Below are 14350 nucleotides of genomic sequence, written 5' to 3' on the forward strand. Positions count from 1 at the left end.
CGAGACCGTTCGAGGAAGTGGGAGAGGCAGTGGACGCAACCGCCCTCGCCGGGAGGCGCGTGCTGGTGACCGGAGCCGGGGTCTCCGGGGTGTCGGCGGCCAGGGCGCTGGTGGCGGTCGGGGCCGAGGTGACGGTGGCGGACGGGTCGGAGCGGCGGTTGGCCGAGCTCGACCTCCCCGGGGTCGACACCCTGGCGGGCGCCGCCCGGCCACCCGAGGGGACCGAGCTCGTCGTCACCAGCCCCGGGTGGCGGCCCGACAGCCCACTGCTGACCGCGGCGGCCGCCGAGGGCATCGAGGTCGTCGGCGAGGTGGAACTCGCCTGGTGGATCGACCAGGCCAGGCCGGCCGGCCCGGCGACCTGGCTCGCGGTGACGGGGACCAACGGCAAGACCACCACCGTGGGCATGCTGGAGGCGATGCTGCGGGCCGCCGGGATCGACGCCGTCGCCTGCGGGAACGTCGGACTCCCGGTGGTGGACGCCGTGCTGGCCGGCCACCGGGTCCTCGCCGTCGAGCTGTCCAGCTTCCAACTCCACTGGTCGCCCTCGGTGCGGCCGGCGGCGGGGGCCGTGCTCAACATCGCCGAGGACCACCTCGACTGGCACGGGTCCCTCGCCGCCTACATGGCGGCCAAGGCGCGACTGCTCACCGGTGACGTCGCGATCGCCGGCGTGGACAACGAGCGCGCCGCGCGGATGCTCGCCGAGTCCCCCGCCCGCCGCCGTGTCGCCGCGCGGCTGGGGGAACCCGCGCCCGGCGAGTTCGGGGTGTCGCGAGGGCGCCTGGTCGACCGAGCCTTCGCCGCCAGCCCGGACGCGACCGCCGCCGAACAGGGACCGGGACCCGACGACGGCGAGGGCTCCGGCACCGTGGTGCTGGCCGAGGTCGAGGACGTCCACCCCTCGGGGCCGCCCGGTGTCACCGACGCGTTGGTGGCCGCCGCGCTGGCCAGGGCGCACGGTCTCGCCCCGGCGGCCGTGCGCGCCGGCCTTCGGGAGTTCCAGCCGGGGGCGCACCGCTCGGTGGTGGTGGCCAGGGTCGCCGGGCTTACCTTCGTCGACGACTCCAAGGCCACCAACCCGCACGCGGCCGCGGCCTCGCTCCTCGGGCACGACCGCGTGGTGTGGTTGGCCGGCGGTCTGCTCAAGGGCGCGTCCGTCGACGACCTGGTCCGGGAGGCCCGGACCAGGCTGGCCGGCGTGGTGCTCTTCGGCGCGGATCGCGACGTCTTCGCGGCGGCCCTCGCACGACACGCGCCCGAGGTCCCGGTTCGTACCGTCCTTTCGGGTGACGATAGTGCGATGGCGCGGGTGGTGACGGTGGCCAGGGAACTGGCCGGCGACGAGGAGACCGTGGTGCTGCTGGCTCCCGCGGCGGCCTCGATGGACATGTTCACCGACTACCGGCAGCGGGGTGACCGCTTCGTCGAGGCGGTGGAGTCCCTCGTCGCCGGGGAACCCGCCGGTGATCCGGGCCGGCCGGGACGGGCACCCGCCGCTGGAGGCGGTGGCGCCGGGCGGCGAGGGGCGCGGTGAGCACCACCACCACCGGCGGACGGGCGAAGTCGACGCGGTCCATCGACCGGCTCAGCGGCTTCGCGCTGCTCCGCAGCCTGTGGAGCGCGTGGCTGACCCGCCCGTTGACGTCGTTCCACCTGGTCCTGGCGGTCTTCGGGCTGCTCACCGCGTTCGGTCTCGTGATGGTGCTCTCCGCCTCCGCGCAGGACTCCATCCAGACCTACGGCTCCCCGTACCGGATCTTCCTCTCCCAGCTCGGGTACGTCGCCGTCGGGCTGGTGCTGTTCTACCTGGCCCTGAGGACCCCGCCCCGGCTCATCCGGCAGGTCAGCCTGCCGCTGCTGGTCATGTGCGTCGTCCTGCTGGTGCTGGTGCTCACCCCGCTCGGCTCCACCGGGGGCGGGGCGCAGAGCTGGTTCCGGCTCGGTCCCGTCGGGTTCCAGCCCGTCGAGGCCGCCAAGGTCGCCTTCGGCCTGTGGGGCGCCCACGTGTTGGCCACCAAACGCGCCATGCTCAGCCAGTGGCGGCACGTCCTGGTGCCGGTGGTCCCGGTGGCCCTGGTGATGTTCGCCCTCGTCATGCTCCAGCCCGACCTCGGCAGCACCGTCACGCTCGGAATCGTGCTGATGGGACTGCTCTGGTTCGCCGGTGCGTCGATGCGGCTGTTCGCCATCCTGGTGCTGGCCTTCGTCAGCGGGGCGATCGTGCTGGCACTCACGGCGGGCTACCGGCTGGCCAGGATCACCTCGTTCCTCGGCGACGGCGACGACCACCTCGACGCCGGGTACCAGGCGCGCCAGGCGTTGTACGCGTTGGCGGACGGCGGGCTCTTCGGCCAGGGACTCGGGCAGGGCAGCACCAAGTGGTCCTACCTGCCGATGGTGCACAACGACTTCATCTTCGCCGTGGTCGGGGAGGAACTCGGGTTCGTCGGAGCGGTGCTGCTGCTGTGCCTGTTCGGCACCCTCGGCTACGTGGGACTGCGCATCGCGGCCCGCAACACCGACCCGTGGATGCGCCTGGTGGCCAGTTCCCTGACCGTGTGGCTGGTGGGGCAGGCCGCGATCAACGTGGGCTACGTCGTCGGTCTCCTCCCCGTGACGGGGCTCCCCCTCCCGATGATCTCCTCGGGGGGCAGTGCGACGGTGACGACCATGGTCGTGTTCGGCATACTGGCCAACCTGGCCCGGCACGAACCGGAGGCCGTCGCCGCGTTGCGGGCCCAGCGCAGCACCCGGGTGAGCCGGTGGCTCCGGCTCCCCCTGCCCGACCCCTACCGGCCCCCCGCCGGTCGTCGCCGACCGGTCGGGCCGTCAGCCCCACCCCGGCGGACCGGCCAGAACACCGCGGCCCGGCGCGGCGGCGGCGCCCGGCCACGGCGGGCCGCCGGCGGGTCAACCCGGCGAGGAGCACCGGAGGCGGACCCCGGCAACGGGGACGCCGGTCGCCCTGACCGGGTCACCACCGGGCTGGGCGGAGGAGAACCGGACGAACGCCCGGCAACACCAGACGACGGACGACGCGAACACGACACACACGAGAAGGACGTGCGCCGGCGCACCACCGCGACCAGCAGGGCGCGGCGGTGGACGCGCACGTCGGACGAGGACACCGGAGCCGGTGAGGGCCCGGTCGGAACGGGGAGGTCATTGTTGAGCGGTCAGGGCGGTCCTGGTGGTCCAGAGATGCCTCCGTACGGGGCCGGTGACCGGCGGCCCGGACACCACCCGGGGGCGGAACCGGCCCGCGCCGGGCTGTGCGTGGTGGTGGCCGGCGGCGGCACCGCCGGCCACATCGAGCCGGCGCTGGCGTTAGCGGACGCCGTCCGGCGCCTCGACCCGACGGCACGGGTCGTGGCCCTGGGCACCGAACGAGGACTCGAGAACAAGATCATCCCCGCGCGGGGGTACCCGCTCGAGCTCATCCCCCCGGTGCCGATGCCCCGCAAGCCCAGCCCGGACATGCTGAAGCTCCCCCTGCGCGTCCGGGACTCGGTGCGGCGCACCAAGGAGGTGCTCACCCGGGTCGGGGCCAACGTCGTCGTCGGCTTCGGGGGTTACGTCTCGCTGCCCGCCTACCTGGCGGCACGCGGACGCGTCCCCATCGTCGTCCACGAGGCCAACGCCCGTTCCGGCCTGGCGAACAAGGTCGGCGCCCGGTTCGCGACCAAGATCGCGGCGGCGGTCCCGGGCAGCGGCCTGCCCAACGCCGAGGTGGTCGGCATCCCGCTGCGCGAGTCCATCACGTCCCTCGACAGGGCGGCGCTGCGCGCCCACGCCCGGCAGCACTTCGGGCTGCACCCCACCGCTCCCACCCTGCTGGTCACCGGTGGCTCGCAGGGGGCGCGGTCGCTGAACACCGCCGTGGCCGGGGCCGCGGGGGAACTGGCCAGGGCCGGGATCGGCGTCCTGCACGCGTACGGCCAGAAGAACACCCTGGCGGTGCAGTCGGTGCCCGGCGCCGCGCCCTACGTGGCCGTCCCCTACCTGGAGCGCATGGACCTGGCGCTGGCCGCGGCCGACATGGTGCTCTGCCGCTCCGGCGCCATGACCGTCGCCGAGATCTCCGCGGTGGGCCTGCCCGCCGTCTTCGTCCCCCTGCCGCACGGCAACGGCGAGCAGGCGCTCAACGCCCGGCCCCTGGTGGACGCTGGCGGGGGACTCCTCGTCGCCGACGAGGACCTCACGAGCCAGAAGGTGGCCGAGACCGTCGTCCCGCTGTTGCTCGACGGCCACCGGCTCGCCACGATGTCGAGTGCGGCGCAGGGCTTCGGCCACCGGGAAGCCGCCGTGAAGCTGGCCAACATGGTGCTGGAGGTGGCACGCCGGTGACGGGCGGAGGCAGGGACGGGCGGCAGGACCCGACCCGGGAGGGGGGACCGCTGTCCCGGGTGCACCTCGTCGGGATCGGCGGGGCCGGGATGAGCGGTATCGCGCGCATCCTGCTGGCCAGGGGCGCGGAGGTGTCCGGCTCGGACGCCAGGGACTCGCGGACGGTGCTGGCGCTGCGCGCGCAGGGAGCACGGGTCGGCGTGGGCCACGACGCCGCCCACCTCGACCAGTTCGAGGCGGACCCGACGGCCGTGGTCGTCTCCACGGCGATCCGGGAGGACAACCCGGAGCTGGCGGAGGCCCGCCGCCGCGGCCTGCGCGTCGTCCGGCGGGCGGAGGCGCTGGCCGAGCTGATGCGCGGTCACCGGGTGGTGTGCGTGGCGGGCACGCACGGCAAGACCTCCACCACCTCGATGCTCACCGTCGCCCTGCAACGGTGCCGCGTCGACCCGTCCTTCGCCATCGGGGGCGACCTCAACGAGTCGGGCGCGAACGCCCACCACGGCACCGGCGGGATCTTCGTCGCCGAGGCGGACGAGAGTGACGGGTCGTTCCTGGTGTTCGAGCCGTCGGTGGCGGTCGTGACCAACGTGGAGGCCGACCACCTCGACCACCACGGGACCGAGGCCGCCTACGTCGCGGTCTTCGACGAGTTCGTCGACCGCATCCCCGCCGACGGGGTCCTCATCGTCTGCCAGGACGACCCCGGCGCCGCGGCGCTCGGGGACCGCGCGGCGGCCAGGGGGGTCCGGGTCCGCCGTTACGGGTCCGCCGTGACGGCCCCAGGCGATGCCAGGATCCTGGGCCACCGCCCGGACGAGGTGGGCGGGGTGACCACCGTGGAGGTCCTGGGTGACACCGCCGGTGCCCCGGCCACCCCGGCCGGCGGGGACGGCGCGGCCGCCGACGGCGGTCAGGTCGGTCCGGAGGGGCCGGCGGAGCCGGCGGGCCGCCGCCTGGACGTCCGGTTGGCCGTCCCCGGGGAGCACATGGGGTCCAACGCGGTCGCCGCGCTCCTCGCCGGGATGGAGGCCGGTGGCCCGGAGGAGGACCTGCTGGCGGGGCTGGCCGGGTTCCGGGGGGTGCGCCGCAGGTTCGAGTTCAAGGGCGAGAGCGCCGGGGTCCGCGTCTACGACGACTACGCCCACCACCCCACCGAGGTGCGCGCGCAGCTGGAGGCGGTGCGGGGCGTGGCGGGCCAGGGCCGGCTCGTCGTCGTCTTCCAGCCACACCTGTACTCCAGGACCGAGCGGTTCGCACCCGAGTTCGGGACCGCGCTCGGTCTGGCCGACGAGGTGTTCGTCCTCGACGTGTTCGGCGCGAGGGAGGAACCCAGGCCCGGGGTGACCGGCGCGCTGATCGCCGAGGCCGTGCCCCTCCCACCGGAACACGTCCACTACGAACCCTCGTTCGACCGGGTGCCGGCGCAGGTGGCGAACCTCACGCGTCCGGGCGACCTGGTGATCACGATGGGCGCCGGCGACGTCACGATGCTCGGCCCCGAGGTGATCGACGCGCTCAGGCTGGGCGGCGCGGGAACGGACCGGTAGTGGCGGCGGCGGGTGGGCGCGGCGGGCGGGGGAGCGGTTCCGCCCGCGGCAGGGGCGGCACGAGCACGCGGCGGCCGCGTGACCGGCGCGGCGGGCGGTCCGAGACCACCCGCCGCCACGTGCCCCGCCGTCCCGGCACGCGCCGGAACGCCACCCGTCGCCCCCGTCGCCGCCTCCGGCTCCGGAGCCTGCTGACCCCGCGGGGGCTGGCGATCGTGTTGCTGCTCGGCCTGACCTCCGCGGCCGTGCTGCTGTACACCCCGGTGCTGCCCCTGCGGACCGTCGAGGTGGAGGGGCTGGACGAACTCACCCGGCAGGAGGTCCTCGCGGCGGCCGCCATCGAGTCCGACGTCCCGATCCTGCGGCTGGACACCAGCGGGATCGAGGCGCGGATCGGGGACATCCCCCGGGTCGCGGAGGTGTCCGTGCGCCGGTCCTGGCCGGACACGGCCGTGATCTCGGTGACGGAGCGCGCACCCGAGGCCGTGGTGCGGCAGGACGACGGCCTCTGGCTGGTGGATCGCACCGGGCGTCCCTACGCGCGGGTCGCCGACCAGCCCGCGGAGGTGCCCGTCCTCGACGTGGCGAACCCCGGGGTGGGTGACGAGCCGACGTTGGCTGGCCTCCGGGTGCTGGAGACGCTGCCCCCCGAGGTCGCTCGCGAGGTGCTCGCCGTGGCCGTTCCCACCGCCACCGACATCCGGCTCCGGCTCAGCCTGGGCCGGGAGGCGCGCTGGGGCGACACCCGGGACTCCGAGCGGAAGGCCGCGACCCTGGCCGCGCTGCTGACCCAGGACGGCGAGGTCTACGACGTTCGCGCCCCGGAGCTCCCGACGGTCAGCTGACCCCCTTGCCGCCCCCGCGGCGCCGTGCGACGGCGGTGGGCCCAGGCGCCGAGGGGAGACGAGAATCGGTGCGTCAGGATGACGATCACCACCCGACGCGGAAGGATCAGCACATGGTCAAGCTCGGATACAAGGCGTCCGCGGAACAGTTCGGCCCCCGACAGCTGCTGGAGTTCGGGGTGCTCGCCGAGCAGGCTGGTTTCGACAGCGTCATGGTCAGCGATCACTTCCAACCCTGGAAGCACACCGACGGCCACGCCCCCTACTCCTTCGCCTGGCTGGGCGCGCTCGGCGAACGCACATCGCGGATCACGATCGGTACCAGCGTCCTGACGCCGACCTTCCGCTACCACCCCTCGGTCGTCGCGCAGGCCGTCGCCACGCTAGGGGTCCTGTTCCCGGGCCGGGTACTGCTCGGGGTCGGGACGGGGGAGTCCCTCAACGAGGTGCCGGCGACGGCGATGGAGTGGCCCGAGTACCGCGAACGGCTGGGGCGGTTCCGCGAGGCCGTCGACCTCATCGAGAAGCTGTGGCGCGAGGACTTCGTCACCTACGAGGGCGAGTACTACCAGACCTCCAACGCGACGATCTACGACAAGCCCGACGCGCCCCTGCCCGTCTACCTCGCCGCCGGCGGGCCCAGGATGGCCCGGTACGCCGGCCGCACCGCCCAGGGCATGATCTGCACCAGTGGCAAGGGCGAGGAGCTGTACCGCGACTCGCTGCTGCCCGCCCTCGTGGAGGGCGCCGTCAAGGCCAGCCGGGACCCCCGGGACATCGAGCGGATGATCGAGGTGAAGGTCTCCTTCGACACCGACCACGAGCGGGCGCTGTCGGACACCAGGAACTGGGCCGCGCTCGGCCTGCCCGCCGAGTCCAAGGTCGGCGTCGAGGACCCCCGGGAGATGGAGCGGCTCGCCGACTCGCTCACCACCGAGGAGGCGGCGAAGCGCTGGATCGTCTCCAGCGACGCCGACGAGCACGTCGAGATGATCCGCCGCTATGTCGACCTCGGGTTCACGCACCTGGTGTTCCACGCCCCCGGCGATGACCAGGCACGGTTCATGGAGCTCTACGCGGAGCGGGTGCTGCCCCGGCTGCGGGACCTGACCCCCGGGCCCCTCCCGGCGCCGGCCAGCGACTGATGGAGCCGGCGACCGGGATCCCCACCAGGCCACGTGGCCGGGACCCCGGCCGACAGGACCCGGGGACGGCAGGACGGCCCCGGTCGCGCGCCGGGACACGATGAGGAGGGTGTGATGGCCGAGGCCCTGCTCGGTGTCGACCTGGGCACGAGTGGCGTGAAGGCACTGGTGGTCGCGCTGGACGGCGCGGTGCTCGGCGAGGCGGTCGTCGAGTACCCCGTCCGACGGCCCGCCCCCGGTGCCGCCGAGGGGGACCCCGAGGAGTGGTGGCGGGCGACCGCGACGGCAGTCCGGAGCGCGGTGAGCCGCGCGGGCCCCGGCACGCGCGTCCTCGGGGTCGGCCTGGCCGGCCAGATGCACGGCGTGGTGCTCACCGGGCCCGGCGGCCGCCCCACCCGACCGGCGGTCCTCTGGCCGGACCAGCGGGCGCTGTCAGTGCTGGACCGGTGGAACGAACTGCCCACCTCGCTCCGGGTGCGGCTCGCCAACCCGGTGGTACCCGGCATGGCCGGTCCGCTGGTGGACTGGCTCACGACGGTGGAACCCGACGCGGTCGCGGCCGCCGAGTGGGTGCTGTCCCCCAAGGACTGGCTGCGGCTGCGGATGGTGGGTCGGGCGGCCACCGACCCGTCCGACGCGTCCGCGACCCTGCTCTGGGACATCCCCGCCGACCGGTGGTGCGAGGCAGTCCTGCGCGCGCAGGACCTCCGGGAGGATCTGCTACCCCTGGTGTCGCGTTCGGCCGAGATCGCCGGGGAGCTCGGTGCCGAGGTCGCGGACGAACTCGGCCTGCGGGCCGGAACCCCGGTCGCGGTCGGCGCGGCCGACACCGCCGCCGGGCTGTTGGCCACCGGGCCCGCCCCAGGGGAGGTGCAGCTCACCGTCGGCACCGGAGCCCAGCTGGTGCGCCTGGTCGACGACACCTCACCCGCCTCGGAGGACGCCGTCGGTGCCGGCCGGCCGGTGGTCCACCGCTACCGCCGGGCGGAGGACACCGGCTGGTACTGGATGGCCGCCGTCCAGAACGCCGGGCTCGCCCTCGACTGGGTGCGCGCGGTGGTGCGGGCCGACCGGGAGGAACTGGCCGACGCCGCGCGCCACGGTTCCAGCGGCGGGGTCCTCTTCGTCCCTCACCTGACCGGGGAGCGCACCCCGCTGGTCGACCCCACCGCCACGGCCTCCCTGCGCGGTCTCCGACTGGACCACGACCGGCGGACCGTGCTGACCGCCGCCATCGAGGGCGTCGCCTTCGCGGTGCGCCACGCCGCCGGGGAGCTGCCCGGGCCGGCTCCGGACGCCCTGCGGCTGACGGGCGGGGGGCTCACCGAACCGGCGGTGCGGCAACTGGTCGCCGACGTGCTCGGCGTGCCCCTGCGGCCCGTCGAGGTGCGCAGCGCCGCCGCCGTCGGAGCGGCCCACCTCGCCGCCGGGGCACTCGGTCTGCCGTCACCCCCGGTGGCGGAGTCCGTGGGGGAGACCGTGCTCCCCGGCCCCCGGGCCGAGGAGCTCGCCGAGGGCTTCGCCCGGTACCGGGAGGCCGTCGAGCCTCCCGACGAGGACGATCACCACCACTGACGCCGGAGGACGTCGGCGTTCCGGGTGGCGAGCGGTGGTCTGGGGTGGACCTCGGCGCCGTACCCCGGGCCCGTCGGCGACGACCGGCGGGCCGGCGACCACGGGAGGGGAGTCGAGCGGGCCGTTCGGGCCGGCGGGCCCGGCTGGGTCCGAGGTGGACCGGAGAACGCTCCGGTGCGTCCCCGGCCCGACCGTGCCATCGCCGGGCGGTGCGAACGGCGCACTTGCCCGCCGCCGGCCAGCACCGCCCTGGTAAATTGATCTTGGTCCTGCCGGTCCGCCGGCGATCCCGATGTCGGGAACCTGACCACGAACCGCCGGAACGTCCGTCACCTGGGCGGGAATCCCGGTTCCGACCAGAGTCCACGCCGCCGGGGTGGGCCGTGCCGGTGCCGGCGCGCGGACCACCGGACGGACACGGTGGACACCGTGGGCGGTGGCGCCGTGGGGCCCGCTCGGAGGGGAGACCCGACGAGGGCGCACCGCGCGGGTGGGAACCCGATACCATCGGCGCCAGACCGCGGGCGCTGACACGTCGGGTGCACATTCACCAGCGCGCACGGGGCACAGCGTGTGCCGCCGTGCGGCGTGGCTGCTGGACCACAGGCGTTACGGTGCCTAACGTCCGCAATCGAGACACGGGTTGACTGGACGAGGCGCACTCCCGGTTCCGCGCCGGGGTTTTCCGGTCCAGGACGACCAGGTCCTGGACGCGCTGGTCCTGGCCAGCGCAGCACTCGAAGCACGAGCCAGATCAGGAAGGCGGATCCGATGACGCCCCCGCACAACTACCTCGCGGTGATAAAGGTCGTCGGCATCGGTGGCGGCGGCGTCAACGCGGTCAACCGAATGATCGAGGTCGGGCTCAAGGGCGTCGAGTTCATCGCGGTCAACACGGACGCCCAGGCGCTGTTGATGTCCGATGCGGACGTCAAACTGGACATCGGGCGCGAGCTGACCAGAGGGCTGGGCGCCGGCGCGAACCCGGAGGTCGGCCACAAGGCCGCCGAGGACCACCGCGAGGAGATCGAGGAGGTCCTCAAGGGGGCCGACATGGTCTTCGTCACCGCCGGTGAGGGCGGTGGTACGGGAACGGGCGGCGCGCCCGTGGTCGCCTCGATCGCGCGGAAGCTGGGCGCTCTGACCATCGGTGTGGTCACGCGGCCGTTCTCCTTCGAGGGCAACCGCCGGGGCAAGCAGGCCGAACAGGGCATCCAGGAACTCCGCAACGAGTGCGACACGCTCATCGTCATCCCCAACGACCGGCTGTTGCAGCTCGGTGACATCGGCGTCAGCCTGATGGACGCCTTCCGGTCGGCTGACGAGGTGCTCCTCTCCGGTGTGCAGGGCATCACGGACCTGATCACCACCCCGGGCCTGATCAACCTCGACTTCGCCGACGTCAAGAGCGTGATGTCGGACGCGGGGAGCGCGTTGATGGGCATCGGCTCGGCGCGCGGGGAGGGCAGAGCGGTGCAGGCGGCGCAGAAGGCCATCAACTCCCCGCTGCTGGAGGCGTCGATGGACGGCGCGCACGGTGTGCTGCTCTCGATCGCCGGTGGGTCGGACCTCGGTCTGTTCGAGATCAACGAGGCCGCGTCGCTGGTGCAGGAGTCGGCGCACCAGGACGCCAACATCATCTTCGGGACGGTGATCGACGACTCGCTCGGCGACGAGGTCCGGGTGACGGTGATCGCCGCCGGTTTCGACGGGGGCGTTCCCGCCCACAAGAGCCTGGAGCCCGCGCCGGTCACCTCCCGAAGTGCCGACCGGTCGGCACCCACCGGCGAGTCCGCGAGCACCTACCAGCCAGAGCCCGCGCAGCCGGCGCGGCCCAGTTCGCCTCCGGCGGTGGACCCGCCGCCCGCGCAGCCCCGGCTCACCCACGCCCACCCGACCGACCCGCCCCGCCCCGCCCCGGAGCCCTACCGGCCGCCCGCGTCCGCCGAGTCGGCGTTCCCGACCGGTCAGCCGGGCATCGGTGGGGTCGGTGAGCAGCAGCACCCCCACGTCCAGTCCGGGGGAGCGGAAGGGCTCCGGCCGGCCTTCCCCAACCGGGGTCTCGGTGGCGGTAGCTCCCTGCCGGGGCGGGCCGTACCCGTGGCCGACGACGCCGAGGACGACGAGGTCGACATCCCACCGTTCATGAGGCGGTGACGACGGGCCAGCACCAACGGCCGCCCCCCGGTCCAAGCCGGGGGGCGGCCGTTTCGCTGTTCGCGGGGCGGGTTGGTCGCCGTTGGCGGGACTCCCGCGTCCGGGCCACCCCGGCTCTTCCTAAGATCACTCTCGACAGTGCGACACCCGGGCGAAGGGAAGACCGACACGTGCGCGTCCGCCGCATCGTGACCACCAGGGAGGGCGGTCGCTCCTCCGGTCCCTACCAGGCCTTCAACCTGGGGGACCACGTCGGTGACGACCCCGCCGCCGTCGCGGCGAACCGCCGGCGCCTCGCCGACGAGCTCGGGCTGCCCCCGGACCGCCTGGTGTGGATGGAACAGGTGCACGGCCGCGGCGTGACGACCGTGGACGGCCCGCGCGCGGAGGCGGTGGAGGCCACCGACGCCCTGGTGACGGCCGAACCAGGGCTGGCACTGGTGGTGCTGGTGGCCGACTGCGTGCCGGTCCTGCTCGCCGACCCGGTCGCCGGGGTGGTGGCCGCGGTCCACGCGGGACGGATCGGTACCCGGGTCGGCGTGCTCCCGGCGACCCTGGCCGCGATGGAACGCGCCGGGGCGCGGGTGGGCGATGTCGAGGCGCTGTTGGGCCCGGCGGTGTGCGGGGACTGCTACGAGGTGCCGGAGGCGATGCGCGCCGACGTCGAGCGGCACGTTCCGGGTACGGCGTGCCGCACGCGCAGGGGAACTCCCGGTCTCGACCTCCGGGCGGGTCTACTGGGCCAACTGACCGAGGCCGGCGTGGGCCGGGTCGGCGCGGACCCCCGGTGCACGGTGGAGTCCCCGGAACTGTTCAGCCACCGACGGGGAGCCCCCACCGGGCGGTTCGCCGCGGTGACGTGGTTCGAACGGAGCTGACCGTGACCGAGGACCGCGCCAGCGAACTGGCGGAGCGACTGCGGACGGTGCGCCGTCGCCTGGCCGACGCCGAACGGGCGGCCGGCCGGGAGGCGGGTTCGGTGCGCCTGCTGGCCGTCACGAAGAACTTCCCGGCGGAGGACGTGGCTCTGTTGGCCGACCTCGGCCTCAGCGAGTTCGGGGAGAGCAGGGACCAGGAAGCCCGGCCCAAGATCGGACGGGTCGGCGAGCTGCGGCCCGCGCTCGACGTGAGCTGGCACATGGTCGGCCGGCTCCAGCGGAACAAGGCGCGGGCGGTAGCCCGGTGGGCGGACGTCGTGCACTCCGTGGACAGCCTCCGGCTCGTCGAGGCGTTGCGCGGCGGGGTACGGGCCGCCCTCGACGAGGGCCACCGGAGCCGGCCGCTGGACGTGCTGGTCCAGGTGAGTCTCGACGAGGATGCTGACCGTGGTGGTTGCCCACCCGGGCAAGTGACAATTCTCGCGGAATCCGTAGCCCAGGCGAGTGAACTGAGGCTGCGCGGAGTGATGGCTGTCGCGCCATTGGGTGGTAATCCCCTGACGGCGTTCCATAGTCTCGCTACCGTGTCCGATCAGATCCAGCGCCACCACCCAGGAGCCACCGAAGTCTCCGCCGGGATGAGTGGGGACATGGAACACGCCATCGCGGCGGGGTCAACCCTCGTGCGTGTCGGAACCGGTCTGCTGGGTACCCGGAAGTTAGCCTCGCCTTGAGGTTGACGGGGAAACCACGGCGGCCGGATGGCCGTCGAGTCGTGTGGTACGGGGGGAAGCTGAGGCCGACGGCCTGGCGGACCGGGAGGCGGGGAAGGGCTGTCCATGAGCGCGTTGCACAAGCTGAAGGCCTACTTCGGAATGGTCCCCACCGACGACTTGGAGGCGTACGACGAGTCGTCGTCTGGCTACCGGGACGGGTACCAAGATGGTGATGACTACGACTCCTACGGCGACCGGTCGGCTACTCGTGGCCGCCGCTCCAGCTCCTACCGCGGCGGTTACCGCCCCGCCGAGTTCGAGGACGACGACGAGGACTACACCGAGGGCGAGCAGCGCCCCTGGCCCCGGCGGCAGTGGTCGGGCGGGGACGCGCCGACCCGGGGAGCGCTGGCCGTGGATCCGCAACGGGAACCCGTTACCCGGATCCGCCCGGCGCCGGAGCCGGCGAGCAGCGTCATGAGCAGGATCACGACACTGCACCCGAAGACCTACAAGGAAGCCAGGACGATCGGGGAGCACTACCGTGACGGCACCCCGGTCATCATCAACCTCACCGAGATGGCCGACGCGGACGCGCAGCGTCTCGTGGACTTCGCCGCCGGCCTCGCGTTCGCGCTGCGCGGGTCGATCGACAAGGTCACGACGAAGGTGTTCTTGCTCTCACCGGCCAACGTCGACGTCACCGCCGAGCAGCGCAAGAAGCTCGCCGAGGGCGGGCTGTTTGGTCGCGGCTGACTAGTGGCAGAGTGAAGAGCGTGGATGCGGTCCGGATCGTCCTGTACTACGTGTTGTTCTTCTTCTGGCTGCTGCTGATGGCCAGGATCGTGGTCGAGCTCGTGCGGTCGTTCGCCCGCGAGTGGCGACCCAACGGAGGGGTTGCGGTCGCGCTGGAGACCATCTACACAGTGACAGACCCACCCGTTCGTGCGCTGCGTCGGCTCATCCCGACCGTTCGGATCGGCGGCGTGGGGCTGGACTTGTCGATTATGGTGCTACTGCTGGTTGTCTTCATCGCGATGCAACTGGTTGTGCCTTCCTAACAGGTTTCGACTGGAGCACACGGGGTTACGGGGAGCCCAGGTGCCGCAGAGTCGAGGAGTGCGTGAGGTGAT

General features: G+C 73.5%; 11 protein-coding genes and 1 pseudogene. All 12 read left to right on the plus strand.

From position 1 onward, the window contains the following. Positions 1–29: 29 nt before the first annotated feature. The 12 genes and pseudogenes from murD (at position 30) to G443_RS23835 (ending at position 14278) form a co-directional block, all read left to right on the plus strand. A complete protein-coding gene (gene murD / locus G443_RS23780) occupies positions 30–1538 on the plus strand; it encodes a UDP-N-acetylmuramoyl-L-alanine--D-glutamate ligase (RefSeq protein ID WP_026420014.1) in 1509 nt (502 codons plus the stop codon). Between the two features lie 164 nt (positions 1539–1702). Then, positions 1703–2656: pseudogene (locus G443_RS23785) on the plus strand (FtsW/RodA/SpoVE family cell cycle protein); the annotation flags it as partial. Positions 2657–3205: 549 nt separating this feature from the next. After that, positions 3206–4351: an undecaprenyldiphospho-muramoylpentapeptide beta-N-acetylglucosaminyltransferase gene (murG, locus tag G443_RS23790; RefSeq protein ID WP_245588907.1), complete on the plus strand. Its 1146-nt coding sequence runs from the start codon at positions 3206–3208 to the stop codon at positions 4349–4351. Next, on the plus strand, positions 4348–5901 hold the full coding sequence (murC, locus tag G443_RS23795; RefSeq protein ID WP_051314227.1) for a UDP-N-acetylmuramate--L-alanine ligase: 1554 nt from the start codon (positions 4348–4350) through the stop codon (positions 5899–5901). Before murG ends, murC begins: the two co-directional genes overlap by 4 nt. Before the next feature lie 119 nt (positions 5902–6020). Then, complete coding sequence (locus tag G443_RS23800) at positions 6021–6746, plus strand: cell division protein FtsQ/DivIB (protein ID WP_026420018.1); 726 nt, start codon at positions 6021–6023, stop codon at positions 6744–6746. A gap of 113 nt (positions 6747–6859) precedes the next feature. Continuing rightward, positions 6860–7891, plus strand: coding sequence for a glucose-6-phosphate dehydrogenase (coenzyme-F420) (gene fgd, locus G443_RS23805; RefSeq protein WP_035274805.1), 1032 nt, complete (start codon positions 6860–6862; stop codon positions 7889–7891). A 114-nt stretch (positions 7892–8005) separates the two neighbouring features. After that, complete coding sequence (locus G443_RS23810) at positions 8006–9466, plus strand: xylulokinase (protein WP_051314229.1); 1461 nt, start codon at positions 8006–8008, stop codon at positions 9464–9466. A gap of 771 nt (positions 9467–10237) precedes the next feature. Continuing rightward, the gene (gene ftsZ, locus G443_RS23815; protein ID WP_026420019.1) at positions 10238–11623 is read left to right on the plus strand and encodes a cell division protein FtsZ; all 1386 of its coding nucleotides are present in this window, start codon (positions 10238–10240) and stop codon (positions 11621–11623) included. A 170-nt stretch (positions 11624–11793) separates the two neighbouring features. Further along, positions 11794–12501, plus strand: coding sequence for a peptidoglycan editing factor PgeF (gene pgeF / locus G443_RS23820; RefSeq protein WP_026420020.1), 708 nt, complete (start codon positions 11794–11796; stop codon positions 12499–12501). Positions 12502–12503: 2 nt separating this feature from the next. Continuing rightward, a complete protein-coding gene (locus tag G443_RS23825) occupies positions 12504–13235 on the plus strand; it encodes a YggS family pyridoxal phosphate-dependent enzyme (protein WP_026420021.1) in 732 nt (243 codons plus the stop codon). 105 nt (positions 13236–13340) lie between these two features. Next, complete coding sequence (locus G443_RS23830) at positions 13341–13973, plus strand: cell division protein SepF (RefSeq protein ID WP_026420022.1); 633 nt, start codon at positions 13341–13343, stop codon at positions 13971–13973. A 20-nt stretch (positions 13974–13993) separates the two neighbouring features. Next, positions 13994–14278 (plus strand): YggT family protein, encoded by a 285-nt coding sequence (locus G443_RS23835; RefSeq protein WP_026065904.1) that lies wholly within the window; start codon positions 13994–13996, stop codon positions 14276–14278. Positions 14279–14350: the final 72 nt, after the last annotated feature.

Source organism: Actinoalloteichus caeruleus DSM 43889 (assembly GCF_000429185.2).
Lineage (GTDB): Bacteria > Actinomycetota > Actinomycetes > Mycobacteriales > Pseudonocardiaceae > Actinoalloteichus_B > Actinoalloteichus_B caeruleus.

Excerpts from the sequence above, each read along its gene's own strand:
- fgd (WP_035274805.1), top strand. The coding sequence starts at position 6,860 with ATGGTCAAGCTCGGATACAAGGCGTCCGCGGAACAGTTCGGCCCCCGA.
- G443_RS23810 (WP_051314229.1), top strand. The coding sequence starts at position 8,006 with ATGGCCGAGGCCCTGCTCGGTGTCGACCTGGGCACGAGTGGCGTGAAG.
- ftsZ (WP_026420019.1), top strand. The coding sequence starts at position 10,238 with ATGACGCCCCCGCACAACTACCTCGCGGTGATAAAGGTCGTCGGCATC.
- murG (WP_245588907.1), top strand. The coding sequence starts at position 3,206 with ATGCCTCCGTACGGGGCCGGTGACCGGCGGCCCGGACACCACCCGGGG.
- G443_RS23830 (WP_026420022.1), top strand. The coding sequence starts at position 13,341 with ATGAGCGCGTTGCACAAGCTGAAGGCCTACTTCGGAATGGTCCCCACC.